At 66.3% G+C, this 23515-nt stretch carries 20 protein-coding genes; 11 read left to right on the top strand and 9 right to left on the bottom strand.

The genetic code is table 11. The annotated features are described in order from the left end of the window. Positions 1–204: 204 nt before the first annotated feature. Positions 205–936 (bottom strand): UMP kinase, encoded by a 732-nt coding sequence (gene pyrH, locus AC0WR5_RS08525; RefSeq protein WP_475868194.1) that lies wholly within the window; start codon positions 934–936, stop codon positions 205–207. A gap of 109 nt (positions 937–1045) precedes the next feature. Between pyrH and miaA the strand changes: the two genes are divergently transcribed. From miaA to AC0WR5_RS08495, 6 genes are all read left to right on the top strand, one after another. Then, complete coding sequence (gene miaA, locus AC0WR5_RS08520) at positions 1046–1924, top strand: tRNA (adenosine(37)-N6)-dimethylallyltransferase MiaA (RefSeq protein WP_475868192.1); 879 nt, start codon at positions 1046–1048, stop codon at positions 1922–1924. A gap of 209 nt (positions 1925–2133) precedes the next feature. After that, the gene (locus tag AC0WR5_RS08515; protein ID WP_475868190.1) at positions 2134–2928 is read left to right on the top strand and encodes a helix-turn-helix transcriptional regulator; all 795 of its coding nucleotides are present in this window, start codon (positions 2134–2136) and stop codon (positions 2926–2928) included. Positions 2929–3301: 373 nt separating this feature from the next. Further along, positions 3302–4942, top strand: coding sequence for an ABC transporter substrate-binding protein (locus tag AC0WR5_RS08510; RefSeq protein ID WP_475868188.1), 1641 nt, complete (start codon positions 3302–3304; stop codon positions 4940–4942). Positions 4943–5065: 123 nt separating this feature from the next. Then, positions 5066–6142 carry an ABC transporter permease gene (locus AC0WR5_RS08505; protein ID WP_475868186.1) on the top strand — a complete coding sequence of 359 codons (1077 nt, stop codon included), beginning with the start codon at positions 5066–5068 and terminating at the stop codon, positions 6140–6142. 12 nt (positions 6143–6154) lie between these two features. Continuing rightward, positions 6155–7360, top strand: coding sequence for an ABC transporter permease (locus AC0WR5_RS08500; RefSeq protein ID WP_475868184.1), 1206 nt, complete (start codon positions 6155–6157; stop codon positions 7358–7360). A gap of 77 nt (positions 7361–7437) precedes the next feature. Next, positions 7438–9528: a dipeptide ABC transporter ATP-binding protein gene (locus AC0WR5_RS08495; RefSeq protein ID WP_475868182.1), complete on the top strand. Its 2091-nt coding sequence runs from the start codon at positions 7438–7440 to the stop codon at positions 9526–9528. Positions 9529–9603: 75 nt separating this feature from the next. Here AC0WR5_RS08495 and AC0WR5_RS08490 read toward each other — a convergent pair whose 3' ends face one another. Continuing rightward, a complete protein-coding gene (locus AC0WR5_RS08490) occupies positions 9604–10056 on the bottom strand; it encodes a TM2 domain-containing protein (protein ID WP_475868180.1) in 453 nt (150 codons plus the stop codon). A 193-nt stretch (positions 10057–10249) separates the two neighbouring features. Here AC0WR5_RS08490 and AC0WR5_RS08485 point away from each other — a divergent pair, with 193 nt between their 5' ends. Further along, positions 10250–10861: a glutathione S-transferase family protein gene (locus AC0WR5_RS08485; RefSeq protein ID WP_475868178.1), complete on the top strand. Its 612-nt coding sequence runs from the start codon at positions 10250–10252 to the stop codon at positions 10859–10861. Between the two features lie 113 nt (positions 10862–10974). Here the strand turns inward: AC0WR5_RS08485 and AC0WR5_RS08480 are convergent, their stop codons facing one another. Next, positions 10975–11568 carry a lytic transglycosylase domain-containing protein gene (locus AC0WR5_RS08480; RefSeq protein ID WP_475868176.1) on the bottom strand — a complete coding sequence of 198 codons (594 nt, stop codon included), beginning with the start codon at positions 11566–11568 and terminating at the stop codon, positions 10975–10977. 325 nt (positions 11569–11893) lie between these two features. On the opposite strand from AC0WR5_RS08480, the gene ssb reads away from it, so the two are divergent. Continuing rightward, complete coding sequence (gene ssb, locus AC0WR5_RS08475; protein ID WP_475868174.1) at positions 11894–12427, top strand: single-stranded DNA-binding protein; 534 nt, start codon at positions 11894–11896, stop codon at positions 12425–12427. Here ssb and AC0WR5_RS08470 read toward each other — a convergent pair. After that, positions 12424–12573, bottom strand: coding sequence for a hypothetical protein (locus AC0WR5_RS08470; protein ID WP_475868172.1), 150 nt, complete (start codon positions 12571–12573; stop codon positions 12424–12426). The two genes, ssb and AC0WR5_RS08470, sit on opposite strands and share 4 nt — an antisense overlap. Positions 12574–12655: 82 nt before the next feature. Here AC0WR5_RS08470 and AC0WR5_RS08465 point away from each other — a divergent pair, with 82 nt between their 5' ends. Both AC0WR5_RS08465 and typA read left to right on the top strand, forming a co-directional pair. Next, the gene (locus tag AC0WR5_RS08465; protein ID WP_475868171.1) at positions 12656–13444 is read left to right on the top strand and encodes a GNAT family N-acetyltransferase; all 789 of its coding nucleotides are present in this window, start codon (positions 12656–12658) and stop codon (positions 13442–13444) included. A 70-nt stretch (positions 13445–13514) separates the two neighbouring features. Further along, on the top strand, positions 13515–15335 hold the full coding sequence (gene typA, locus AC0WR5_RS08460; RefSeq protein ID WP_475868169.1) for a translational GTPase TypA: 1821 nt from the start codon (positions 13515–13517) through the stop codon (positions 15333–15335). A 137-nt stretch (positions 15336–15472) separates the two neighbouring features. On the opposite strand, the gene AC0WR5_RS08455 is transcribed toward typA, so the two are convergent. From AC0WR5_RS08455 to recA, 4 genes are all read right to left on the bottom strand, one after another. Beyond that, a complete protein-coding gene (locus AC0WR5_RS08455) occupies positions 15473–15826 on the bottom strand; it encodes a hypothetical protein (RefSeq protein ID WP_475868167.1) in 354 nt (117 codons plus the stop codon). A gap of 166 nt (positions 15827–15992) precedes the next feature. Continuing rightward, positions 15993–16283 (bottom strand): DUF1330 domain-containing protein, encoded by a 291-nt coding sequence (locus tag AC0WR5_RS08450; RefSeq protein ID WP_475868165.1) that lies wholly within the window; start codon positions 16281–16283, stop codon positions 15993–15995. 5 nt (positions 16284–16288) lie between these two features. Continuing rightward, positions 16289–18943, bottom strand: coding sequence for an alanine--tRNA ligase (gene alaS / locus AC0WR5_RS08445; RefSeq protein WP_475868163.1), 2655 nt, complete (start codon positions 18941–18943; stop codon positions 16289–16291). 300 nt (positions 18944–19243) lie between these two features. After that, complete coding sequence (gene recA, locus AC0WR5_RS08440; RefSeq protein ID WP_475868161.1) at positions 19244–20317, bottom strand: recombinase RecA; 1074 nt, start codon at positions 20315–20317, stop codon at positions 19244–19246. A gap of 190 nt (positions 20318–20507) precedes the next feature. Here recA and AC0WR5_RS08435 point away from each other — a divergent pair, with 190 nt between their 5' ends. Beyond that, complete coding sequence (locus AC0WR5_RS08435; RefSeq protein ID WP_475868159.1) at positions 20508–21101, top strand: gamma-glutamyl kinase; 594 nt, start codon at positions 20508–20510, stop codon at positions 21099–21101. 15 nt (positions 21102–21116) lie between these two features. Here the strand turns inward: AC0WR5_RS08435 and AC0WR5_RS08430 are convergent, their stop codons facing one another. Further along, positions 21117–23450, bottom strand: a complete 2334-nt coding sequence (locus AC0WR5_RS08430) for a hybrid sensor histidine kinase/response regulator (protein ID WP_475868951.1) — start codon at positions 23448–23450, stop codon at positions 21117–21119. Positions 23451–23515 lie beyond the last annotated feature (65 nt).

Genomic DNA, 23515 nt, shown 5'->3' with positions numbered 1-23515 from the left:
GAATGGTGGCGGGCGCAACAGGGACCGCCACCGGACCCCGGGCCCCGCCCGCGGCCTGCTGTCCGGCCCGCTTCGATCAGGTCGGCTCCGGCTCGATCCGGGCTCGATCCGGGCTCGATCCGGGCTCGATCCGGGGCCGATCAGGGCTCGATCCGGGCCAGCGCGACGCCGGCCCTGACGCTCCCGGAGCCCAGGCGTGCCGTGTCAGTCGTGGACCATCGTGTAGGTGCCCTTGCCGGAGAGGATCTCCATGAAGCCATTGGGCTGATCCAGCGGGAAGACGATGATCGGCTTGTGGTTGTCGCGGGCCAGGGCAATGGCCGAGGCATCCATGACCTTGAGGTTCTTCTGCAGGACCTCGTCGTAGGAGACCTTGTCGTAGCGCTTGGCGTCGGGGTTCGTCTTGGGGTCCTTGTCATAGACACCGTCGACACCGTTCTTGCCCATCAGGATGGCCTCGCAGGCCATTTCGTTGGCGCGCAGCGTGGCCGCGGTATCGGTGGTGAAATAGGGGTTGCCGGTGCCACCGGCAAAGATGCAGACGCGCTTCTTCTCGAGGTGGCGTACCGCACGGCGGCGGATGTAGGGCTCTGCCACCTCGTTCATGGTGATGGCCGAGATCACCCGGGTGAAGACGCCGAGGCCTTCAAGAGAGCTCTGCATGGCGAGCGCGTTCATCACCGTGGCCAGCATGCCCATGTAGTCTGCGGTGGTGCGTTCCATGCCCTGCGCCGAACCGGCCAGACCGCGGAAGATGTTGCCCCCGCCGATGACCATGCAGATCTCGACCCCGGTGTCGGCCACGGCCTTCACTTCGCGCGCAATGCGCTCGACGGTCGGCGGATGCAGGCCGAATCCCTGCGGGCCCATGAGGGCCTCGCCTGAAATCTTCAACAATACCCGGTTGTAGATAAGCTCCTGAGAGGATTCGGGCATGTTGCACTCCTAATGATCTAACGAATATGATTGGCGGCAAAATGTCCGAAAAGGGCCGCAGGTTCAATCCGTGAAACGGCCCGGACCGGCGGGAAAAGGCGATGTGCAGATGAAGTGGGCAGATGGCCTTTCGGCGGAACGACCGGTGCTGATCGCGGGGCCGACGGCCTCGGGGAAATCGGCGCTGGCCATGGAGATCGCGGCCCGCGACGGCGGCGTGATCGTCAATGCGGACGCCCTGCAAGTCTATGAAAACTGGCGCATCGTCAGCGCCCGCCCCTCGGTCGCGGACGAGGCCGCCCTGCCCCACAGGCTGTTCGGCCACGTCGGGCGCACAACGGCCTACAGCGTCGGTGACTGGCTGCGCGAGGTGGAAGAGATATTGGCGAAAGGCCGCGCACGGCCGATCATCGTCGGCGGCACGGGGCTTTATTTTCGGGCGCTGACCGAGGGCCTGGCAGAGATTCCGGCGGTGCCGCCGGAGGTGCGCGCCGCCGGCGACCGGCTGCGGGCGGCGGGCGAGCTGCCGGCGATGGTGGCCGCGCTCGACCCGGAAAGCGCCGCGCGCATCGACCTGCAGAACCCGGCGCGGGTACAGCGGGCCTGGGAGGTGCTGCAGGCCACCGGGCGCGGCATCGCCGCCTGGCAGGACGACACGCCGCCGCCACTGCTGCCGCTGGACGCGGTCGAGGCGCTGGTGATCGAGGCCCCGAAGGAGTGGCTGACGCCGCGGATCGAGCGGCGCTTCGACATGATGCTGGCGGAGGGGGCGCTGGAGGAAGCCGCCGCGAACCTGCCCGGCTGGGATCCGGCGCTGCCCTCGTCGCGGGCCATCGGAGCGCCGGAGCTGATCGCGCACCTGCAGGGTACGCTCGGCCTGGAGGAGGCGCGGGAGGCCGCGATCGTGGCGACACGGCAGTACGCAAAGCGCCAGCGCACCTGGTTTCGTGCCCGAATGACGGGCTGGAGGCAGCTTTCCGCCGCCTAGAGCCCCGAACCGGCCGGCTCATTCCGGTGTTTGACTTTACATATCCGGACAATCCCGTTCTATTTTTATGCAAAAGCTGCCTGCAATTTTGACATTTGCGGACAGATCGCCTTTCAACCCCTGATTGAAAGGCCTCAACCGGACGCGGCCGGCCTGAACCACGGGCCGACGGGCAACCGTTGAGAGCAACCGTTACTTGAGGGGGGCGCATGACGGACCAGGAAATCTCGCGCGTGCGCAGCATGACGCTGGCACAGCTTGCGCCGAACGAAGGCTGGCGGATCAGCCTGCCCCACACCCGCCCCCGGCACCTGGTGCTGGTGCTGACGCGCGGCCAGGGGCTGGCCGTGGTGGCGGGCCGACGCCGCGGGCTGAGCGCGCAGTCGGTGGTCTTTGTGCCGGCGGGCACGCAGATGATGCTGGAGCTGACGCGGCAGAGCTATGGCCAGGCGGTGCTGATCCCCGCGGATGTGCGGGTGAGCCTGCCGGCGACGCCGGTGCACATGCGGCTGCAGGGGGCGGCCGAGGGAACCGAGCTGATGGGTCTGATCGAGACGATCCAGCGCGAACAGGCAGTGCGGCGGCCGTTCCACGACGAGGCCATGGAGGCCAGCGCCGGGCTGCTCTCGGTCTGGCTGAGGCGGCAGCTGGCGGAGGGGCCGGCCGCCCTGCCCGCCGAAAAGAGCCAGGAGCGGCTGGCGCGGGCCTATTGCGAGCTGATGGAACAGGAATTCCGCTCGGGGCTGAGCATGGCCGACTTCGCCGCCCGGCTGGAGGTCAGCCCGACGCATCTGACGCGCGTCCTGCGCCAGACTTCGGGACAGACCGCGGCGGACCTGCTGACCGGGCGCTGCCTGCACGAGGCGCGGGTGCAGCTGCAGGACGGCAGCGCGCCGATCGGCGCCATCTCGGACGCGCTCGGCTTCTCCAGCGCCGCATATTTCACCAGGTTCATCCAGAAACACACCGGTCACACCCCCTCGGCGTTGCGCCGGCATATTTAGGCCTTGGTTCGCGGCGAAAGCCGGGTTCACTGAAGGCTCCTCCCCCGGACCATACGCGCGAAGGTTGCACAACCGCCCCGAAAGGACCACGCTGACAGGACGCCGCCCCTCGGGCGACGTTTTTGACTTGTCACGGGCGCAATGTCGCTTTTGAAATAGATGCATGTCGTTTTTCGACCATGAAATGACGACGCCGCGAATTGACGCCTTTCCGCCTTCCGTGCGGAGATGTCTGCGAAGCGACACTGCCGCGGCCATGCCGGCCGGGGCGCAAGATTGACGGGGGACACCGCAAGGCGCGCGCCGGACAGACCCGGAGCAACCGGACAGGGCGCCGCTTCCCCGACGGGAACCATGTCACAGGGAGAAGAGCATGACGAAAGACACCACAGCGCAGGGCCGGGTTCATCCCGCGGCGCGGATGTATGCGCAGGAGTTCCAGGCCGGCAAGCTGAGCCGCCGCGAATTCCTGACCCGCGCCTCGGCGCTGGGGGTGGCGACCGGTGCGGCCTATGCCCTGGGCGGGCTGGAGCGCCCGGCCATGGCCCAGGAGACCCCCAAGGCCGGTGGCACGCTGCGCATGCAGATGGAGACCAAGGCGCTGAAGGATCCGCGCAACTACGACTGGTCGCAGATGTCGAACTTCAGCCGCGGCTGGCTGGAATACCTGGTGGAATATCAGCGGGATGGGACCTTCAAGCCGATGCTGCTGGAGAGCTGGGACGTCAATGACGACGCCACCGAGTACATGCTGCACGTGCGCCCCGGCGTGACCTGGACCAACGGCGATCCCTTTACCGCCGAGGACGTCGCCTTCAACATTGCACGCTGGTGCGAGAGCAATGTCGAGGGCAACTCGATGGCCTCGCGCCTGGGCACGCTGATCGACGCGGATACCGGCGTGGCCCGCGAAGGCGCGATTACCGTGGTGGACGATCACACCGTCAAGCTGAGCTGTGCCGCGCCCGACATCACCGTGGTCACCAGCTTTGCCGATTATCCGGCGGCCATCGTGCACCAGAGCTATGACGGCGGCGATCCGTCGGTGAACCCGGTGGGCACCGGCCCCTACCTGCCCGAGACCAACGAGGTGGGCGTGAAACAGGTGCTGGTGAAGAACACCGAGCATGAATGGTGGGGCGAAGGCGCCTATCTGGACCGGATCGAGTTCATCGACTTCGGCACCGACATGGCGAGCTGGGTTGCCGCGGCCGATGCCGACGAGATCGACATGACCTATCAATCCACGGGCGAGTTCATCGAGGTGCTGACCGCGATGGACTGGAAGGAATCCGAGGCCGTGACGGCGGCGACGCTGACCGTGCGCTTCAACCAGACCAACGCGCCGTATGACAATCCCGACGTGCGCCGCGCCCTGGTGATGGCGGTGGACAACAACGTGATCCTTGAGCTGGGCTATGCCGGTTATGGCACGGTGGCCGAAAACCACCACGTCTGCCCGATCCACCCGGAGTACGCCGAGATCCCCGGCATTCCGACCGATCCGGAGATGGCCAGGCAGCTGCTGACCGAGGCCGGCCATGCCGATACCGAGTTCGAGCTGATCTCGATCGACGACCAGTGGCAGAGCGAGACCTGCGACGCGGTGGCGGCCCAGGTGCGCGACGCGGGCATCAACATCAAGCGCTCGATCCTGCCCGGCTCGACCTTCTGGAACGACTGGCTGGCCTATCCCTGGTCGGCGACGGAATGGAACATGCGGCCGCTGGGCGTGCAGGTACTGGCCCTGGCCTACAAGTCCGGCGCGGCCTGGAACGAGAGCGCCATGGCGAACCCTGAGTTCGACGCCCTGCTCGACGAGGCGCTGGCCATCGCCGATGCCGACAAGCGCCGCGAGGTCATGGCCAAGCTGGAGCAGATCATGCTCGACGAAGCGGTGATGGTGCAGCCCTACTGGCGCTCGATCTTCCGTCACATGAAGCCCGAGGTGATGGGGGCCGAGATGCACCCGACCTTCGAGCTGCATCACTACAAGTGGTGGATCGACAGCTGATCCGGTGACCCCGGAGGCGGACGGGGGGCGGATTGGCGCCCTGCCCGCCTCTTCCGCCCGAGGCCGCACAGGCAGGCGCCCGCGCCCGCCGGAGCCACCGACAGCCACTGACCGGGACACCCCATGCTGATACTGCTCCTGAGACGGACGGGGATGATGATCCTGACGGCGCTCTGCCTGAGTTTCATCGTCTTCTACCTGACCAACCTGCCGCCGAACCTGGAAAAGATCGCCAAGTTCGAGGGAAATGCCCGCATGTCCGACGAGGAGGTTGCGCGCTGGCTGGCCAACAACGGCTTTGAGCGGCCGCTCATCGCGCGCTATGGCGAATGGCTTGGCGTGGTGCCCGGCTGGACCTTCGAGCGCGACGGCGTGGTGACGGGGCGCTGTGTCCTGGCGGCCAGGCAGGAGGCCGCGGCGGCAGGCGCCGACCTGCCGCCCGAGGCGGAGATCCCCGCCTATTGCGGCATCCTCGAGGGCTACTGGGGCGAGAGCCGAGTGTTCCGCGAGCCGGTGAGCGAGATCATCAAGGTGCGCCTGACACTGACGGGCAAGCTGATGTTCTGGGTGATCCTGCTGATGGTGCCCTCGGCGCTGATCATCGGGGTGCTGGCGGGGATGCGCGAGGGCAGCAAGCTCGACCGGATCCTGTCGACCTTTTCCATCGCCACGACGGCGACGCCCGAATATGTCTCGGGCGTGATCCTGATCGCGGTCTTTGCCAGCTCGGCGGTGGGGCTGAAATGGTTCAAGGGCACGGCGACGGGCGCCATGGAGAACGCGACCTTCGAGAACTTCTTCCTGCCGGTGCTGACGATCTCTCTCTACGGTATGGGATACGTGGCGCGGATGACGCGGGCCTCGATGGCCGAGGTGATGACGGCGCAATACATCCGTACCGCGCGGCTGAAGGGCGTGAGCTTTCACAACGTGGTGCTGAAACACGCCCTGCGAAATGCGCTGATCGCCCCCTTCACGGTGATCATGCTGCAGTTTCCCTGGCTGCTGAACGGGGTGGTGATCGTCGAGACCCTGTTCAACTACAAGGGCCTGGGCTGGGCGCTGGTGCAGGCGGCGGGCAACAACGACGTTGACCTGCTGCTGGGCATTTCCATCGTCTCGGTCTTCGTGGTGCTGGTGACACAGCTGATCTCCGACATCGGCTATGTCTACCTGAACCCGCGCATTCGCATTTCCTGAGGAGGGCAGAATATGGAACCGCTCTCGGCACTCTCCTGGGGAGGCATCATCTGGCACGTGGCGATCCGGTTCACCCCGGTCTGGATCGCCCTGATCGCGACATTTGCCGTTTCAATCACCTACAAGCGCCGGCTGGGCCTCTACGGCAAGCTGTTCGACAACACGATCGGCATGATCGGCTTTGGCCTGGTGATGTTCTGGATCTACACGGCGCTCTTTGCCGGGCTCTTCGACATGATCATGACGCAGGACCCGCTGACGGCGCTGACCGGCATGAAGAACAAGGCGCCGGGCACGCCGCTGCGCGCGCCCGAGCCGGGCGATTACGAATGGTACCTGCTGGGCGGCGACACGCTGGCGCGCGACGTCTTCAGCCGCATGGTGGCGGGTGCCTGGGTGGTGATCCGCATCGCGCCGCTGGCGACGCTCTTTGCCTTCATGGTGGGGATCACCCTGGGCCTGCCGGCGGGCTATTTCGGCGGCAAGCTCGATGCGGTGCTGAGCTTTCTGGCCAACCTGATCCTGGCCTTCCCGGTGATCCTGCTCTTCTACCTTCTGGTGACGCCGGAGATGGTGCAGACGGGCATCCCGAGCTTCATGGCGGCGGTGCTCTTCCTGCTGCCGATCCTGTTCGTCGCGGTGCTGATCAACGCCCGCTATCACACCCAGGGGGCACGGCGGAACGTGATGTTGATCGTGCTGCTGGTGGTGGCGGGGTGGCTCTATCTGTCGCTGATCTCGGATCCCGGCACGGTGCTGCGCTTCCTGCCGGCGCCGCTCGATCTCTTCGACGTGCCGGGCGGGATCCTGGTGGTCTTCGTCAGCGTGGTCTTCGTCAATGCGCCCACGGTCTTTCGCATCGTGCGGGGGCTGACGCTGGACATCAAGACGCGTGACTACGTGGCCGCCGCCCAGACCCGTGGCGAGGGCCCCTGGTACATAATGCTCTGGGAGATCCTGCCCAATGCCCGCGGGCCGCTGATCGTCGATTTCTGCCTGCGCATCGGATACACGACCATCCTTCTGGGAACGCTTGGCTTTTTCGGGCTGGGCCTGCCGCCTGAGAGCCCGGACTGGGGGACGACGATCAACCAGGGACGCAAGCTGCTGTCGATCTATCCCCATGCGGCCATCGTGCCGGCGGTGGCGCTGCTGAGCCTTGTGCTGGGGCTGAACCTGCTGGCCGACGGGCTGCGCGAGGAGAGCCTGAAGGACTGACGAACCGACCGGCGGGACCGGGGGCCAGCCCCCGGTCCCCCCCCCGGGATATTTGGAACAGGAAAATGGGGAAGGCGATGACAGAGACCGAGGCGACACCGGCCGGGCCCATCCTGGAGATCGAGAACCTGTCGATTTCCTTTTTCACGCGGCTGCGGGAGATCCCGGCGGTGATGGATTTTTCGGTGAAGGTGATGCCGGGCGAGGCGGTGGGCCTTGTCGGGGAGAGCGGCTGCGGCAAGAGCACCGTGGCGCTGGGCGTGATGCAGGACCTGGGCGTGAACGGGCGGATCACGGGCGGCAGCGTGCGCTTTCGCGGGCGCGAGTTGAGCGAGATGAGCCCGGCCGAGCTGCGGCACCTGCGCGGCAACGAGATCGCCATGATCTACCAGGAGCCGATGGCCAGCCTGAACCCGGCCATGCGGATCGGCAAGCAGCTGATGGAAGTGCCGATGATCCACGAGGGAATCGGCGAGAAGGAGGCCCATCAGAGGGCGCTGCAGGTGGTGACCGACGTCAAGCTGCCGGACCCGGAGCGCATCCTGCGGAGCTTTCCGCACCAGCTGTCGGGCGGGCAGCAGCAGCGCATCGTGATCGCCATGGCGCTGATGTCGAAGCCGGCGCTTTTGATCCTGGACGAGCCCACCACGGCGCTGGACGTGACGGTGGAGGCCGCCATCGTCGAGCTGGTGAAGGACCTCGGGCGGAAATACGGCACCTCGATGCTCTTCATCAGCCACAACCTCGGGCTGGTGCTGGAGACCTGCGACCGGATCTGCGTGATGTATTCCGGCGAGGCGGTGGAGCATGGCTCGATCGAGGACGTGTTCGACCAGATGCGGCACCCCTATACCCAGGCGCTGTTCCGCTCGATCCCGCTGCCCGGCGCCGACAAGACCACCCGGCCGCTGAAGGCGATCCCCGGCAACTTCCCCCTGCCCCATGAGCGCCCGCCGGGCTGCAACTTTGGCCCGCGCTGCGACTATTTCGTGGCGGGCCGCTGTGATGCCGCGGACATTCCCATGACGCGGGTCGCGGGCGATGACCGCCATGCCACGCGCTGCCTGCGTTTCGGGGAGATCGACTGGAACGCGCCGATGCCGGTGGAGGCCGAGCGCGAGAAGCCCCCCGTGGGCCGTACGGTCCTGAAGATGGAAAACCTGAAGAAATACTACGAGGTCGCGGCCTCGGCCCTGCTTAACGGCGGCGAGAAGAAGGTGGTGAAGGCCAACGAGACCCTGAGCTTCGAGGCGCACGAGAGCGAGACGCTCGCCATCGTGGGCGAGAGCGGTTGTGGCAAGTCGACATTCGCCAAGGTGCTGATGGGGCTGGAAACCGCGACCGAGGGCCGGATCTTCCTGGACGGCCGCGAGATCCAGGACCTGCCCATCGAGAAGCGCGACGCGCGCACCGTGGCCGATGTACAGATGGTGTTCCAGAACCCCTTCGACACGCTGAACCCGTCGATGACCGTGGGCCGGCAGATCACGCGGGCGCTGGAGGTCTTCAAGGTGGGAGCCAACGAGGCGGAGCGGCGCGCGCGGATGCTGACGCTGCTCGACCTGGTGAAGCTGCCGCGGGAGTTTGCCGAGCGGATGCCGCGGCAGCTCTCCGGCGGGCAGAAGCAGCGGGTGGGCATCGCCCGGGCCTTTGCCGGCGGCGCGCGCATCGTGGTGGCGGACGAGCCGGTGAGCGCGCTCGACGTCAGCGTGCAGGCGGCGGTGACAGACCTGCTGATGGAGATCCAGCGCGAGGAAAAGACCACCCTGCTGTTCATCAGCCACGACCTGTCGATCGTGCGCTATCTGAGCGACAGGGTGATGGTGATGTACCTGGGCCACGTGGTGGAACTGGGCACCACGGACCAGGTCTTTGCGCCGCCCTATCACCCCTATACCGAGGCGCTGCTGAGCGCGGTGCCGATTGCTGATACATCCGTCGAGAAGACCCGCGTGGTGCTGGAGGGCGACATCCCCTCGGCCGTCAACCCGCCGCCCGGCTGCCCGTTCCAGACCCGCTGTCGCTGGAAATCCCGGGTGCCCGGCGACCTCTGCGAGCGCGAGGTGCCGCCGATCCGCGACCTGGGCGGCGACCACCAGGTGAAGTGCCACCTGGGCGCCGAGGCCCTGGCCGAGATGGTGCCGGTGATCCGGGTCACGGCGCAATAGCAGGCAAGGTCGCCCGCCCGCGAAACGCCGGCAGGAGCCGGCCACGGCGCGCGAGAGCGGCCCGGCGGCAGCCGGTCAGAACCAGCTCTTCCTGCCCACCTCGTACTGGTCGTAGAAATCCGCGTCGCTCTTGACCAGGTAGATGATGCCCTCGACGAAGGCGACGATGCCGATGATGAAGGTGGGAATGAAGAGCAGGATCCAGCCCAGCAGGGTGCAGGCCAGCATCACCAGGCCCGCATTGGTGCGGCCGAGGTAGAACTTGTGAATGCCGAAGGTGCCCAGGAAAATGGCGAGCAGCCCGGCGACAAGCTTGGATTTCTCGCCCACCTGGCCCTGCGGCGAGGCGATCTGGAAGATCGAGATGGCCCGGCCGCCGTCGGTTTCGAAATCAACATAGGAGCCGGCACGGATCCTGTCGGCGCCGCTCTGGACGGTCAGGGCGGAAAAGGAATATCGGTTGCCGTCATCGCCGCTGATGACGCCTTCACCGGTTTCGGCATCAAAGCCGAGCACACTGCCACGCATGAATATGTTTCCTCGCTCGTAATTCGTTAACCATGCAAGAACGCCTTGCAAAATCAATGCGCGTGATTGCAGATCCCGGTGGCCTTTCGCCACGTCAGCGGGCAGTTGCCGGTACATGGTGGCCCTGTCACGCAATGATTGCCGAGGGACGGGGATTGGCGCAGTGTCGAGGCGACACTGAAGGAGACCTGCCGTGCTGACCCTGTTCCACGCGCCGCTGTCGCGCTCCACGCGCATGGTCCAGCTGCTTCGCGAAATGGGGATCGAGGACCGGGTCACGGTGCAGCGATGCGATATTCCGCGCCGGGATGGCAGTGGCGGCCGCGATGCCGCGAACCCGCACCCCGAGGGCAAGGTGCCGGTGCTGCTGCACGACGGCGCCCTGGTGACGGAGAGCAATGCGATCATGCTCTACCTCACGGATCTTTTCCCCGAGGCGGGCATGGGCCCCGTCGTGGGAGATCCGGCGCGCGGCAGCTACCTGACCTGGCTGGCCTGGTATGGCAACGTGCTCGAGCCGGTGGTGGCGCTGAGCGTCGCGGGCATCGAGGATCCCTCGCTGAGGCGGAGCTTTCGTGGCATGGAAGAGGCACTGGACAGGCTGGAACAGGCGCTGGCAACTGGCGACTACCTGATGGGAGACAGGTTCACCGCGGTGGATATCCTGGTGTCTTCGGCCTTTACCTGGGCCCCCGACAGCCGCCCCGCCAGCCCGGCAATCAGCGCCTGGATCGACCGCTGCATCGGGCGGCCGGCGATGGCATCCGTCACGCAGGAAGACATGCAGGCCATGGGATACGCGTGAAAATTCCACGCGACTTTCGCCCCTCAAGACGTTGATGAAAATGGAAAAGGCGCGCCCGGAACGGGCACGCCTCGGATCTCTCGGGGTGGTTCCGGCCGAGCGTCTGGCTGGGCTCAGCCGTTGCCGTAGATGACCTTGACGTAGTTGCGGGTCTCTTCATAGGGCGGCACGCCGCCATAGCGCTGCACCGCTTCCGGGCCGGCGTTATAGGCCGCCAGCGCCAGTTCCCAGGACCCGAAGGCGGCATATTGCATGGCGAGATAGCGTGCGCCGCCATCGAGGTTCTCGTAGGGATCCTTGGGGTCGACGCGCAGCAGCCGCGCGGTCTCGGGCATGAGCTGGGCCAGACCGATCGCCCCCTTGTGCGAGAGCGCGTTGCTGTTCCAGCCGCTCTCCTGCTGCACCAGGCGCAGGAACAGCCCCTGTGGGATGCCGTTGCGCAGCGCGGCAGAGCGGGCCATGTCGAGATAAGGGCCGTTGTACTTGCCATTGTAGACGCTGTCCCACTTGGTGGGGGTCTGGATGGCGCGCGGGGTCAGCCGGACCGAGGCGGCATATTGCTTGGAGGCGCGGTTATCCAGAACGCTCGTCTGTTGCCGGAATTGCGCCAGCCGAGATTTCGATGCCAGTACATCGGCCGAAGCCGTTACCGGTGCGGCAAGCGCCACGCAGCCCGCACCAATCAGAAGACGCAGTTTTGCCTGCATTCCCATTCGTCCGTCCCTGTTTTCACTGTCTGCTGTCCCGTATCGCCACGATCCTAAGCACGGGTGGCGGAAAATTGCACCCCCCAAGGGGCCCCGCAGGCAGGACATCGCCCATTTTTGATTGCCAGGGAACCCAAGGAGAGGCTTTAAACTGGGCAGTGACGGCGCCACGGCGTGGGGTCTTCCCCTTTGTGGCCCGCTCTGGTGTAAGGGCCGGACGCGCCGCGCCGGATTCGGGCCAAGCGCCCCGAACTCCCGGGTGCGGCAGAAAGATACGGATTAGAGCGCCCCGGGACAGGGGCTGAATTTTTAGGGGAGATGCGACATGGCCGGATCCGTCAACAAGGTCATTCTGATCGGCAACCTGGGCCGTGACCCGGAAGTGCGGTCGTTCCAGAATGGCGGAAAGGTGTGCAACCTGCGCATCGCCACCTCGGAAACCTGGAAGGATCGCAACAGCGGCGAACGCAAGGAGCGCACGGAATGGCATTCCGTGGCGATCTTCAGCGAGCCCCTAGTGCGCGTGGCCGAGCAATACCTGCGCAAGGGCTCCAAGGTCTACATCGAGGGCCAGCTGGAAACCCGCAAGTGGCAGGACCAGTCGGGCCAGGACCGCTATTCGACCGAGGTCGTGCTGCGGCCGTTCCGGTCCGAGCTGACCATGCTCGACGGTCGCGGTGAAGGCGGCGGCCAGGGCGGTGGCGGCGGCTATGGTGGCGGCAGCTTCGGCGGTGGCGGTGGCGGCGGCTATGACGACCGCGGTGGCTATGACGACCGTGGCGGCAGCTATGGCGGCGGTGGCAGCAGCAGCGGTGGCGGTGCCCCGAGCCGCGACATCGACGACGAGATCCCGTTCTAAACCACGAGATCGATCAGGGTCAGGATCACCCAGACGGGCCCTGCCAGCACGAGAAACACCAGAAGGGCCGCCTGCCATGTCGGGCGGCTCTTTTGCGTTTCGACGCCGGCCACCAGGCGGCGGGATCTGCGGGCTGTGCGTTTCATCGCGGCCATTAACCTGATTTGAGGTTTTGATTGTCTTAACGGTGGCATGACAGAGAGCTTTCCGCCGCCCAGGGACGGCCGGATGCACCGGCACCCCCATTACCTGCGCGCCCTGCGCCATATCGGCGCCGAGGCGGAACGGCTGCCCTGCGGCATAGCGGTGCACCGGCGGATCGGCCCCCTGGCGGTAACCTGGCTGCCGGCGCCACTGCATCTGCCCGACCTTGCCGCCCTGCCCGGGCTGACCCTGATCGGCGCCCCCCATGCGGCGATGGACATGGAACTGTCAGGCAGCGGGGCGATCCCGGTGATGACCCCGCAGTCGCGCGCCGTGCTGGACCTGACGCCGCCGGAGCCCGCCCGCCGGGCGGCCCTGCACCAGAAATGGCGCAACCGTCTGAACAGGGCGGAACAGGCGGGACTGACGGTGCGCCATGGCCCCCTGCCCGCCGATCCCGGCCACTGGCTGTTGCTGCGCGAGGCGGAGCAGCGCCGCCTGCGCGGTTATCGCGCCCTGCCCCCGGCCTTTGCCCTGGCCTGGCCCGAGACGCGGCTGTTCGTCGCCACGCAGGATGATGGGCCACCGCTGGCCGCGATGCTGTTCATGCTGCATGCCCCCGGCGCCAGCTATCATATCGGCTGGAGCGGCGAGACCGGCCGCCGGCTGAACGCCCATACGCTGCTGCTGTGGCGGGCCACGGGCTGGCTGGCCGCGCGCGGCATCGCGCGGCTCGACCTCGGCTGCGTCGAAACCCGCGAGGCGCCGGGGCTTGCGCGGTTCAAGCTTGGCGCCGGCGCACACGTGGAAACCGGCGGTCATAGCTGGCTTCATAGCCGTTGGACGGCCCCCCTGGGCCGTGTGATCGCCTGAAAGGCTCTTTTGTCTGGCTTTTCCCGTCCAGCCGGTATAGGCGCGGGCGCAAGCTATCAAGGGAAGTCCTATGGACCTGCGCAATATCGCCATCATCGCTCACGTGGACCACGGCAAGACCACGCTTGTTGACGAGCTGCTGAAACAATCCGGTGCCTTCCGCGCCAACCAGGCCGTTGCCGAGCGCGCCATGGATTCCAACGACCTGGAACGCGAGCGCGGGATCACCATTCTCGCCAAGGCGACCAGCGTCGAATGGAAGGGCACGCGGATCAACATCGTCGACACCCCCGGCCACGCCGACTTTGGCGGCGAGGTCGAACGCATCCTGTCGATGGTCGACGGCGTTGTCCTGCTGGTGGACGCGGCCGAAGGCCCGATGCCGCAAACCAAGTTCGTGACCTCCAAGGCCCTGGCCCTGGGCCTGCGTCCGATCGTGGTGCTGAACAAGGTCGACAAGCCCGACGCCGAGCCCGACCGGGCGCTGGACGAATGCTTCGACCTCTTCGCCTCGCTGGGCGCGGATGACGATCAGCTCGACTTCCCGCACATGTACGCCTCGGGCCGCAACGGCTGGTGTGACGCCGAGCTCGACGGCCCGCGCAAGGACCTCTCGGCGCTGTTCAACCTGATCGTGAACCACGTGCCGAAGCCCAAGCAGGTCACCAAGATCGACGACGATTTCCGGATGCTGGCCGTGACCCTCGGTGCCGACCCCTTCGTGGGCCGCATCCTGACCGGCCGCGTCGAAAGCGGCCGTCTCAAGGTGGGTGCAACCGTGCAATCCCTGAGCCGCATCGGCCAGAAGATCGAGCAGTTCCGCGTCACCAAGATCCAGGCGTTCCGCGGCCTTGGCCAGCAGGACATCGAGGAAGCCCAGGCGGGTGACATCGTGTCGATCGCCGGCATGACCAAGACCACGGTGGCCGACACCATCTGTGCCCTCGCCGTGACCGAGCCGCTCGACGCACAGCCGATCGATCCGCCGACCATCACCGTGACCTTCGGCATCAACGACAGCCCCCTGGCTGGTCGTGAAGGCAAGAAGGTCCAGTCGCGCGTCATCCGCGAGCGCCTGATGAAAGAGGCCGAATCCAACGTCGCCATCAAGATCCAGGACACCCCCGGCGGCGAGGCCTTCGAGGTTTCCGGCCGTGGCGAACTGCAGATGGGCGTCCTGATCGAGAACATGCGCCGCGAGGGCTTCGAACTGTCGATCTCGCGTCCGCAGGTGATCCTGAAGGAAGGCGAGAACGGCGAGAAGCTGGAGCCGATCGAGGAAGTCACCATCGACGTGGATGACGAATACTCCGGCGCGGTCATCGAGAAGATCACCGGGGCCCGCAAGGGTGACCTGACCGAGATGAAACAGGCCGGTGCAGGCAAGACCCGCATCATCGCGCATGTCCCGTCGCGCGGCCTGATCGGGTATCACGGTGAATTCCTGACCGATACCCGCGGCACCGGCGTTCTGAACCGCGTGTTCCACAGCTGGGCCCCCTACAAGGGTCCGATCCCCGGCCGTCGTGCAGGCGTGCTGATCTCGATGGATGACGGCACCGCGGTGGCCTATGCCCTGTGGAAGCTGGAAGACCGTGGCCGGTTCTTCATCGGGGCGCAGGCGCCGGTGTACCAGGGCATGATCATCGGCGAGCATTCGCGCGAGAACGACCTGGAAGTAAACCCGCTGAAGGGCAAGCAGCTGACCAACGTGCGGGCCTCGGGCACCGATGACGCGGTCCGCCTGACCACGCCGATCACTCTGTCGCTGGAAGAGGCCATTGCCTATATCAACGACGACGAGCTGGTCGAAGTGACGCCGAACTCGGTCCGTCTGCGCAAGCGCTTCCTCGACCCGCACGAGCGCAAGCGGAACGCCCGCAGCGCATGAGGAAATGGCGCCCCGAGGGGCGCCATGCCTCCGGCGGGGATATTTCCGGCCAGATGAAGAGAGCCGCGGCGCACCGGAACGGGCGCCGCGGCTCTTTCATGTTCGGGGGGGTGCGCTCGGGGCAGTTCCTTTGGCGGTCAGTCGACCAGCAGGAAGGGATCGGGGAGCGGCAAGCCGTCCTCGACCAGCTGGAGCTGGCTGTCGCTGACGGCCAGAACCCCCCAGCATCCGCCGCCGCCGGTCCAGGTCTCGCACCATTGATCCCCCTCGATCCGCCAGGTGCCGCGGTTCGCTTCGCTGCCATAGACGCCCACGAAGGTGCCGTGATCCGTGCCGGGGCTGTAGCGCTGGACGATCAGGCGGCCGTCGTGCTTCTGATGAGTCTGCCAGGCATGGCCCGGGATGGTGGCCGCGATCTGGGCGCCGGTCAGCGGCAGAACCGGCGGCGCGGGCGCGGTGCAGGCCGTGAGTGCGACGAGAGCAGCGAGCATCGCGACAGGCCTCATGACGGGCATCGCGACGGGCCTCACGACGGGCATGAGAAAAGGGGACAAGGACGGGAACATAAAAAACCTCTTGCCGGAAACCATCCGGCAAGAGGAGCATGTCTTTGCTGCCCGGGCAAGAGACGCCCGAACGCCATAGCGCAACCGCGACCTATTCGTCGCCTTCGACGATCATCAGGTCCCGCTCGGAGGCGCCGCGGGCATGGCTGAGGGCCTCCTGGTATTCCGGACCGCGATAGCAGGCTTCGGCCTGTTCCAGGCTGGGGAAGACCGCGAGCACGTTGCGGGCGCGTTCATTGCCTTCGAGCCAGACGTAGCGGCCGCCGCGGGCCAGGAAGCGGCCCTCGTACTTGGCGATGGCGGGGCCGGCAAGCTTGGCGTAGCGGCCATAGGCCTCCTCGTCGGTCACGGCGACGTGGGCGATCCAGTATCCCTTGGGCATTCTGCTTATCCTTCGATGAACGTTTTGGCGGCCGCGATGGCGGCCTCGGCACCGGCAAAATCCTTGCCGCCGCCCTGGGCCATGTCGGGGCGGCCACCGCCGCCTTTGCCGCCCACGGCCGGAACGGCCGCGCGCAGCACGTCGACGGCCGAAACCTTGCCGGTCAGGTCGTCGGTGACACCGGCAGCCACGGCCACCTTGCCCTCATCCTCGGCGATCAGCAGGATGACGCCGGAACCGAGCTTCTGCTTGTGGGCATCGATCAGCGCACGCAGGTCCTTGCCGGAAACGCCTTGCAGCGCCTGGCCCAGGAAGGGCAGGCCATTGACGGCTTCCACCGCGGGCCCTGCCCCGTCACCGCCGCCCATGGCGATCTCGCGCTTGAGCTGGGCGACCTCGTTCTCCAGGCGCTTGCGATCCTCCATCAGGCTCTTCACCCGGTCCACGGCCTCGCTGCCATGGGCCTTGAGCAGGCTCTCGATCTCGCTGAGACGCATGTCGCGGCTGCGCAGTTCCGACAGCGCCGCCTGACCGGTGAGCGCCTCGATACGGCGGACGCCGGAGGAGGATGCACTCTCGGAGGTCAGGGCAAAGGCACCGATGTCGCCGGTGCGCGACACATGGGTACCGCCACAGAGTTCAAGCGACCAGGTCTTGCCGTCCTGGCCCTTGCCGGTGTCGGCGCGGCCCATGGAGACCACGCGGACCTCGTCGCCGTATTTCTCGCCGAAGAGCGCCTGGGCGCCGAGGGCGCGGGCGTCGTCGGGGGTCATGATGCGGGTCTCGACCGGCGTGTTCTGACGGATGAAGGCGTTGACCTCGCGTTCGACGCGGGCAAGCTCTTCGGGCGTCATCGCATGGGAATGCGAGAAGTCGAAGCGCAGGCGGTCGGGCGCGTTGAGCGAGCCGCGCTGAGCCACGTGATCGCCGAGCGCCTCGCGCAGGGCCTCGTGCAGCAGGTGCGTGGCCGAGTGGTTGGCGCGGATCATCGAGCGACGCTCATGGTCAACCTCGAGGATCGCCGCCTCGCCCGGCTTGACCGTGCCTTCGGTGACTTCGCCCATGTGCAGGAAGACGCCCGCCACCTTCTTGGTATCGGTTACGGTCACCTTGCCGCTCTCGGTGCGGATCTCGCCGGTGTCCCCCACCTGGCCGCCGCTCTCGCCGTAGAAGGGCGTCTGGTTCAGCACCAGGGTGACGCTCTCGCCCTTGCCGGCCTCGGTGGCGGTGGCGCCATCCTTGACCACGGCAAGGATCTGGCCCTCGGCGGTCTCGGTGTCATAGCCGAGGAACTCGGTGGTGCCGTGCTTGTCGGCCAGGTCGTACCAGATCGTGGCATCGGCGGCCTCGCCCGAACCGGACCAGGCGGCGCGGGCCTTGGCCTTCTGCTCGGCCATGGCGGCATCGAAGCCGTCGGTGTCGACCGCGCGGCCCTTCTCGCGCAGCGCGTCCTGCGTGAGGTCGAGGGGGAAGCCGTAGGTGTCGTAGAGCTTGAAGGCCGCTTCGCCCGGCAGGGCGGCGTCTTCGGGCAGGTTGACCAGCTCGTCGTCAAGCAGCTTCAGGCCACGGTCGAGGGTCTGACGGAAACGGGTTTCCTCCAGCTTGAGGGTTTCCTCGATCAGCGGCTGCGCCTGGCGCAGCTCGGGATAGGCCTCGCCCATCTGGCGCACCAGTTCCGGCACCAGGCGGTACATCAGCGGATCCTGCGCGCCCAGCAGGTGGGCGTGGCGCATGGCGCGGCGCATGATCCGGCGCAGCACGTAGCCGCGACCGTCGTTCGAAGGCATGACGCCATCGGCGATCAGGAAGGAGGTCGAGCGCAGGTGGTCGGCGATCACCCGGTGATGGGTGCGGCCGGGGCCGTCGGGATCGGAGCTGGTGGCATGAGCCGAGGCCTCGATCAGCGCACGCATCAGGTCGGTGGCATAGTTGTCGTTGGTGCCCTGCAGCAGCGCCGCGACCCGTTCGATGCCCATGCCGGTGTCGATCGACTGCATGTCGAGCGCCCGCATCGAGCCGTCCTCGAACTGTTCGTTCTGCATGAAGACGACGTTCCAGATCTCGATGAACCGATCCCCGTCTTCCTCGGGCGATCCCGGAGGGCCGCCCCAGAACTTCTCGCCGTGATCGAAGAAGATCTCGGTGCAGGGGCCGCAGGGGCCGGTCGGGCCCATCTGCCAGAAGTTGTCGGAGGTGGGGATGCGGATGATCCGGTCGTCGGAGAAGCCGGCGACCTTCTTCCAGATCTCGGCGGCCTCGTCATCGGTGTGATAGACCGTGACCAGCAGCTTGTCCTTGGGGATCTCGAGCTCTTTCGTGATCAGTTCCCAGGCGAAGGGGATCGCCTCGGACTTGAAGTAGTCGCCGAAGGAGAAGTTGCCCAGCATCTCGAAGAAGGTGTGGTGCCGGTTGGTATAGCCCACGTTGTCGAGGTCGTTGTGCTTGCCGCCCGCGCGGACGCATTTCTGCGCCGAGGTCGCCCGGGTGTAATCGCGGTGTTCGACACCGGTGAAAAGGTTCTTGAACTGGACCATGCCGGAGTTCGCGAACATCAGGGTCGGGTCGTTGCGCGGAACCAGGGGGCTCGACGGCACAACTTCGTGACCCTGGCGTCGGAAATACTCCAGGAAGGTGGTGCGGATATCGTTCAGCGTCTGCATCGTGGCGGCCTTTTTTCGTTGCCGAAGCGTCCCCGTGATTTAGCGGGGGCCGCGGGGAGTGTCTACCACCCGCGGGGCCCTTGGAAGAGAATAGCTGAAACCGGGGCCGCGGCCGGGGCGGCGGGGGCTCTGCCCCCATCGGCCGGGGGCCGATTCCCCCGGGATATTTCCGGCCAGATGACGGGCGCCACCGCCATGGCCCCTCTGGCAAACGAGAAGAGGCGGCCCGAAGACCGCCCCTGCCCTGATCGTCTCGCCGGGACCGAGGGGACACCGGCGGGAGATACCGTGACGGAGCGCTCAGCTCTCCATGACGTCGCCGTCATCTTCGCTGTATTCGGCGCCGAAATCCAGCCCGTGTGCAGCGCGGATCTTGTCCTCGATCTCGAAGGAGATGTCGGGGTTTTCCTTCAGGAAGGTCTTGGCGTTCTCGCGTCCCTGCCCGATGCGCTCATCGCCGTAGGAATACCACGAGCCGGATTTCTCGACCACGCCGGCCTTGACGCCCATGTCGATCAGCTCGCCGGTCTTGGAGATGCCTTCGCCGTACATGATGTCGAATTCGACCTGCTTGAAGGGCGGTGCGACCTTGTTCTTGACGACCTTGACGCGGGTCGAGTTGCCGACGACCTCGTCGCGGTCCTTGATCGCGCCGATGCGGCGGATGTCGAGGCGCACGGAACTGTAGAATTTCAGCGCGTTGCCGCCGGTGGTGGTTTCGGGCGAGCCGAACATCACGCCGATCTTCATGCGGATCTGGTTGATGAAGATCACCGTGCACTTGGTGCGGCTGATCGAACCGGTCAGCTTGCGCATGGCCTGGGACATCAGGCGGGCATGCACGCCCACCGAGCTGTCGCCCATGTCGCCCTCGAGCTCGGATTTCGGCGTGAGCGCCGCGACCGAGTCGACGATGACCATGGAAACCGCGCCGGACCGCACCAGCGTATCGGTGATTTCGAGCGCCTGTTCACCGGTGTCGGGCTGCGAGATCAGCAGCTCGTCCAGGTCCACGCCCAGCTTGCGCGCATAGCCCGGGTCCAGCGCATGTTCGGCGTCGACGAAGGCGCAGACGCCGCCCTTTTTCTGTTCCTCGGCCACGCAGTGCAGCGTGAGCGTGGTCTTGCCCGAGCTCTCGGGGCCGTAGATCTCGACGATGCGGCCCTTGGGCAGGCCGCCGATGCCGAGGGCGATGTCGAGGCCCAGGGAGCCGGTCGAGGTCGCCTCGATTTCCTGGATGGCGTCCTTGCCCCCCAGCTTCATGATCGAGCCCTTGCCGAACTGACGTTCGATCTGCGCCAGGGCGCTGTCGAGGGCCTTCTGCTTGTTGGGGTCTTTTTTGCTGTCCATGGAAAGAAGATCTGCCGTTGCCATTCTATGCATCCTTATTTCACACCATGAAGGGTGCGGCAATCACTGCCGATGTTCGCCTCTTGTTCCCACATGTATGAGACCAAAAGGAGAACATTTCAACTCATTTCTTCGTAAAGCGACTTTGACCCCGTTCGGTTAAAGAGTAGTTTACAAGAGATTAACCCTCGGGATCCGCAGCATGGGAGGCTGAATGCTGGTCTTTGCCAAGGCGCGCCTGGTCTTCCTGTCGGTGCCCAAGACGGGCTCCACCGCCTATGAAACAGCGCTCGCGCCCCTTGCCTCCATGGTGGTTTCCGACCCGCCGGAGCTGAAACATGCGCCGGTTTTCCGCTACAACCGCTTCTTCCGCCCGATGCTCGAGAAATTCGTCTCGGAAGATCTGGAGGTGATCGCGGTGATGCGCGAGCCGGTGTCCTGGCTCGGGAGCTGGTACCGTTTCCGCCGCCGCCCCTTCCTGAGCGGCAAGCCCAACAGCACCGAGGGGATCAGTTTCGACACCTTCGTCGAGGCCTATTGCAAGGGCCAGCCGCCGGGATTCGCCAATGTCGGCAGCCAGTCGAAATTCCTCGAGCCTGCCGGCAACGGCACGGCAGTGACGCGGCTTTTCCGCTACGAGACGCCACAGCTACTGACTGCGTTCCTCGAGGAACGGCTGGAGACAACGCTCACCACGGCGCGCGAGAACGTCTCGCCGGAGATGCCGCTCGAGCTGTCGCCGGAAACCGAGGGCAAGCTGCGGCGCAGGCACGCGGCGGATTTCGAGCTCTACGCCGCGATCCCCTGACCGCACGGTCCCCGTTCACTCGCCGGCAAGCTGCCGGCGCACGGTTTCGGTCAGTTCGGCCAGCGAGAAGGGCTTGGGCAGGAAGACCGAATTCGGGATGTGGGTGCTCTTCTCGCCGAAGCTGTCCTCGGCATAGCCGGAAACGAAGACCACCTTGGTACCGGGCCGTTTCTCCAGCGCCTTGCGGACCCAGGTCGGGCCATCCATGCCCGGCATGATCACGTCGGTCACGAAGATGTCGATCGGGCTGCGGGCGCTGTCGAGGGTCTCCAGCGCCTGTTCGGCGCTCTCGGCCTCTAGCACCGTGTAGCCGCGCAGGCGCAGCGCCCGCGAGGCAAAGGCCCGCACCGGGGCCTCGTCCTCGACCAGCAGCACGACACCGTCGCCCCGGCTCTCGGTGGTGACCTGTTCCGGCGGCGTGATCGCCATGGGCGCCGCCAGGCTCTCGGCCTGGGCCGGGAAGAGCAGGTAGAAGTTCGTCCCCTCGCCCGGCGTGCTGTCGACGAAGATGAAGCCGCCCGACTGCTTGATGATGCCATAGGCGGTGGACAGGCCGAGCCCGGTGCCCTCGCCCACCCGCTTGGTGGTGAAGAAGGGCTCGAAGACCTTGGGCAGCTTGTCCTGGGGAATACCCATGCCGGTGTCGCTGACCGTGACCTGCACATAGTCGCCCGGGGCGACGGTGGCGCGGTCGCGGTGCATCTCCTCGGCCAGATGCAGCATCTCGGTGACGATGCGGATCTCTCCGCCTTCGGGCATGGCGTCGCGGGCATTCACGACCAGGTTCATCAGCACCTGTTCCAGCTGCCGCTTGTCGGCGCGGATCTGCGGCAGGACCAGATCGTGGCTGAGCGTCAGCTTGACCTTTTCCCCCACCAGCCGGTTCAGCAGATGGGTCAGATCCGACAGCGTGGTGCGCAGATCGAGCGTTTCCGGCCGCAGCGTCTGCTTGCGCGAGAAGGCCAGCAGCTGTCCCACCAGAGAGGCCGCCCGATTGGCGTTCTGGTTGATCTGGATGAGGTCACCGTAATCCGGATCGCCCTGGTCGTGGCGCAGCAGCAGCAGGTCGCAATGGCCCGAGATCGCGGTCAGCAGGTTGTTGAAATCATGGGCCACACCGCCGGCAAGCTGGCCGATGGCCTGCATCTTCTGGCTCTGCACGAACTGTGCCTCGAGGGTCTTAAGCTCGGTGGCATCGCTCAGCACGGCCATCAGCCCGACGCGCCCCTCGATCGACACAGCCTTGATCGCCACCTGCACGAAGACCTCGCGCTCGGACCGCGAAAGGCGCAGGAACTCGGAATGGGTCTTGGCCTCGGCGCCGTCGGCCGCGGCCTCGGCCAGCCACTCGGTCACAGACCGGCCCAGCCCCTCCATCAGGTCCGACAGCGGGATGCCGGGGGCCTCGGAGATGTCCATCAGGTGACGCGCCGGGGCATTGGCCAGCTCGATCGTGCCATCGACCGCCAGCCGCAGGATCGGCACCGGCAGCTCGTCGACCATCTCCCAGATCGCGCCGTCGCCCAGGCGCTGGATGCGGCGCGGGGCCGGCGCCGGGGTCTCGACCGGCGCGATTGCCGGCAGCAACAGGTATTCCCGCCGCTCGGGGCTGTGCAGCACCTCGACGGCGTGGCGCGGGATCGGGCCATCCGGGCCGCGCAGGCTGACCAGGTCGCAGGGGCCCATGGGCTGTTGCGGCACCTCGGTCAGCAGATCCTGGAGCCGTTGCGGCCGCCCACCCACCAGGTCGCGCGCGACCTTGTTCATGTAGAGGATCGACTGCCCCCGCCCCACCGAAATCACCGGCAACCGGGTTTCCAGCGCGTCGCCGCTCTCGCCGCGACCGAATTCCTCGAGCCGCCACAGGAAGTGCCCGCCGTCCAGCGACTGCACGCTCAACCGGGCATGGCCCGACTGGGTCACAACGTCCTCGCGCGCAGAGCCCTCGGCCCGCGTGCGCTCCAGCAGCCGACGCACCAGCGGTGCCGCATTGCCGATGCGAGAGGCCAGGGCCGCCTGCGCGGTGCCATGCTCCTCCGCCCCGAGCAGCGAGGTGGCGGCCCCGTTGCGGAAACTCAGCCGGCCGTCGGAATCCGACACCAGCGACGGCGTCGGATCCCCCTCCAGCAAGGCGTTCAGAAAGGTGCTCTCGCGGTATTCGAGCAGCGGCGCCCGCAGAGGTATCATGCGCACCACCATCAGCACCGCACCGAGGATCAGGCCCGAGAGCACCAGCGCCAGCGACAGGGTACGGTTCGGCACCATCACCGCGGTGGCCAGAAAGACAAGGCTGAGGACCAGCAGAAGATGCGCTCGCGCACCAAGACGCTGCCGGAGCAGCTCCAGCATGTCAGACCGCCCCGTGTCGACGTTTACCAAGCGAGCCCTCCCAAGCCTGCCATGTGTTCCCCAAC

Source organism: Pseudooceanicola sp. DL12 (genome assembly GCF_056270665.1).
The sequence above is the reverse complement of the archived record's forward strand: the minus strand, read 5'-3'. Positions and strand labels throughout refer to the sequence as shown.

Bases quoted from the DNA above. Each gene is read 5' to 3' on its own strand.
- pyrH (WP_475868194.1), bottom strand. From the start codon at position 936: ATGCCCGAATCCTCTCAGGAGCTTATCTACAACCGGGTATTGTTGAAG.
- miaA (WP_475868192.1), top strand. From the start codon at position 1,046: ATGAAGTGGGCAGATGGCCTTTCGGCGGAACGACCGGTGCTGATCGCG.
- AC0WR5_RS08515 (WP_475868190.1), top strand. From the start codon at position 2,134: ATGACGGACCAGGAAATCTCGCGCGTGCGCAGCATGACGCTGGCACAG.
- AC0WR5_RS08510 (WP_475868188.1), top strand. From the start codon at position 3,302: ATGACGAAAGACACCACAGCGCAGGGCCGGGTTCATCCCGCGGCGCGG.
- AC0WR5_RS08505 (WP_475868186.1), top strand. From the start codon at position 5,066: ATGCTGATACTGCTCCTGAGACGGACGGGGATGATGATCCTGACGGCG.
- AC0WR5_RS08500 (WP_475868184.1), top strand. From the start codon at position 6,155: ATGGAACCGCTCTCGGCACTCTCCTGGGGAGGCATCATCTGGCACGTG.
- AC0WR5_RS08495 (WP_475868182.1), top strand. From the start codon at position 7,438: ATGACAGAGACCGAGGCGACACCGGCCGGGCCCATCCTGGAGATCGAG.
- AC0WR5_RS08490 (WP_475868180.1), bottom strand. From the start codon at position 10,056: ATGCGTGGCAGTGTGCTCGGCTTTGATGCCGAAACCGGTGAAGGCGTC.
- AC0WR5_RS08480 (WP_475868176.1), bottom strand. From the start codon at position 11,568: ATGCAGGCAAAACTGCGTCTTCTGATTGGTGCGGGCTGCGTGGCGCTT.
- ssb (WP_475868174.1), top strand. From the start codon at position 11,894: ATGGCCGGATCCGTCAACAAGGTCATTCTGATCGGCAACCTGGGCCGT.
- AC0WR5_RS08470 (WP_475868172.1), bottom strand. From the start codon at position 12,573: ATGAAACGCACAGCCCGCAGATCCCGCCGCCTGGTGGCCGGCGTCGAA.
- AC0WR5_RS08465 (WP_475868171.1), top strand. From the start codon at position 12,656: ATGCACCGGCACCCCCATTACCTGCGCGCCCTGCGCCATATCGGCGCC.
- typA (WP_475868169.1), top strand. From the start codon at position 13,515: ATGGACCTGCGCAATATCGCCATCATCGCTCACGTGGACCACGGCAAG.
- AC0WR5_RS08455 (WP_475868167.1), bottom strand. From the start codon at position 15,826: ATGCTCGCTGCTCTCGTCGCACTCACGGCCTGCACCGCGCCCGCGCCG.
- AC0WR5_RS08450 (WP_475868165.1), bottom strand. From the start codon at position 16,283: ATGCCCAAGGGATACTGGATCGCCCACGTCGCCGTGACCGACGAGGAG.
- alaS (WP_475868163.1), bottom strand. From the start codon at position 18,943: ATGCAGACGCTGAACGATATCCGCACCACCTTCCTGGAGTATTTCCGA.
- recA (WP_475868161.1), bottom strand. From the start codon at position 20,317: ATGGCAACGGCAGATCTTCTTTCCATGGACAGCAAAAAAGACCCCAAC.
- AC0WR5_RS08435 (WP_475868159.1), top strand. From the start codon at position 20,508: ATGCTGGTCTTTGCCAAGGCGCGCCTGGTCTTCCTGTCGGTGCCCAAG.
- AC0WR5_RS08430 (WP_475868951.1), bottom strand. From the start codon at position 23,450: ATGCTGGAGCTGCTCCGGCAGCGTCTTGGTGCGCGAGCGCATCTTCTG.